The sequence below is a fragment of the Neisseria sp. P0021.S005 genome (genome assembly GCF_051956955.1).
Map to the genome: position 1 here is coordinate 1 of NZ_JBQCWY010000750.1, position 1,432 is coordinate 1,432.

The 1,432-nt window shown below is 49.7% G+C and carries 1 protein-coding gene; it reads left to right on the forward strand.

Annotation, left to right across the window (positions count from 1 at the left end; all coding sequences use genetic code 11):
- Positions 1-82 precede the first annotated feature (82 nt).
- A complete protein-coding gene (prfB, locus tag ACTHUE_RS18975) occupies positions 83-1,186 on the forward strand; it encodes a peptide chain release factor 2 (protein WP_003681666.1) in 1,104 nt (367 codons plus the stop codon).
- The last annotated feature ends 246 nt before the right edge of the window (positions 1,187-1,432 follow it).

Below are 1,432 nucleotides of genomic sequence, written 5' to 3' on the forward strand. Positions count from 1 at the left end.
ATTTTCAGACGGCCCGGTCATGGAAAAAAACAGGCAAATCCCTTACAATACGCCCCTAAAATTTTGAAAGAACACAAGAATCATGGAAGCCGAAGTAATCAACCAGCTTAACAACACCCTAAACGACCTGGAGAAGCGCAGCGAAGACATCCGCGTCTATATGGACTACCAAGGCAAAAAAGACCGCCTTGAAGAAGTCGTCGGCCTCTCCGAAGACCCGGAACTGTGGAACGACCCCAAACGCGCCCAAGAAATCGGCAAAGAGCGCAAAATCCTCGAAGGCATCGTGGTAACCCTCGACAACATCGCCACAGGCATCGAAGACAACCGTATGTTGATCGAAATGGCTGTTGAAGAAAACGACGAAGAAGGTTTCGCCGCCGTGCAGGAAGATGTGGCCGGTTTGGAAAAACAAATGGCCGACCTCGAATTCAAACGAATGTTCAACCAGCCTGCCGATCCGAACAACTGCTTTATCGACATTACCGCAGGCGCAGGCGGTACGGAAGCCGAAGACTGGGCAGGCATGCTGTTCCGCATGTACAGCCGTTACGCCGAGCGCAAAGGCTTCAAAATCGAAATCCTTGAGGAAGACGACGGCGAAATCGCAGGTATCAACCGCGCCACCATCCGCGTGGAAGGCGAATACGCCTACGGCTTGCTGCGTACCGAAACCGGCGTTCACCGCTTGGTGCGATACTCGCCGTTTGACTCCAACAACAAACGCCATACGTCTTTTTCATCCGTGTTCGTGTACCCCGAAATCGACGACTCCATCGAAATCGAAATCAACCCGGCCGATTTGCGTATCGACACCTATCGCGCATCCGGTGCCGGTGGTCAGCACATTAACAAAACCGACTCTGCCGTGCGTATTACCCACGAGCCGACAGGGATTGTAGTGCAATGTCAAAACGACCGCTCGCAACACGCCAACAAAGCTGCCGCGATGGAAATGTTGAAATCCAAACTGTACGAATTGGAAATGCGCAAACGCAACGAAGAGAAACAGGCGTTGGAAGAAGGCAAATCCGATGTGGGTTGGGGCAGCCAAATCCGCTCATACGTTTTGGACTCCTCACGCATCAAAGACTTGCGTACAGGCTACGAAGTCGGCAACACCAAAGCCGTATTGGACGGCGACTTGGACGGCTTCATCGAAGCCAGCCTGAAACAAGGTGTGTAAACCGTAAGAGATAAACAGGCCGTCTGAAAGGTTTCAGACGGCCTGTTTGTTGTTGAATATGGCAGTAACTATATCCACTCCGATGATTTATATTTCCAGCGGGTAAAAGGTTTTATCTATTTGAATAAGCTAAAGTCTTATCAGTCTAAATGGAATGCCGAACGCCGTAAATATATCCGTTTTCGGCCGCATGAAAAATACAATATAGCAAATCTAAAAATTAATAGGTTTTTGAATATGTAGGGC

Bases quoted from the DNA above. Each gene is read 5' to 3' on its own strand.
- prfB (WP_003681666.1), top strand. From the start codon at position 83: ATGGAAGCCGAAGTAATCAACCAGCTTAACAACACCCTAAACGACCTG.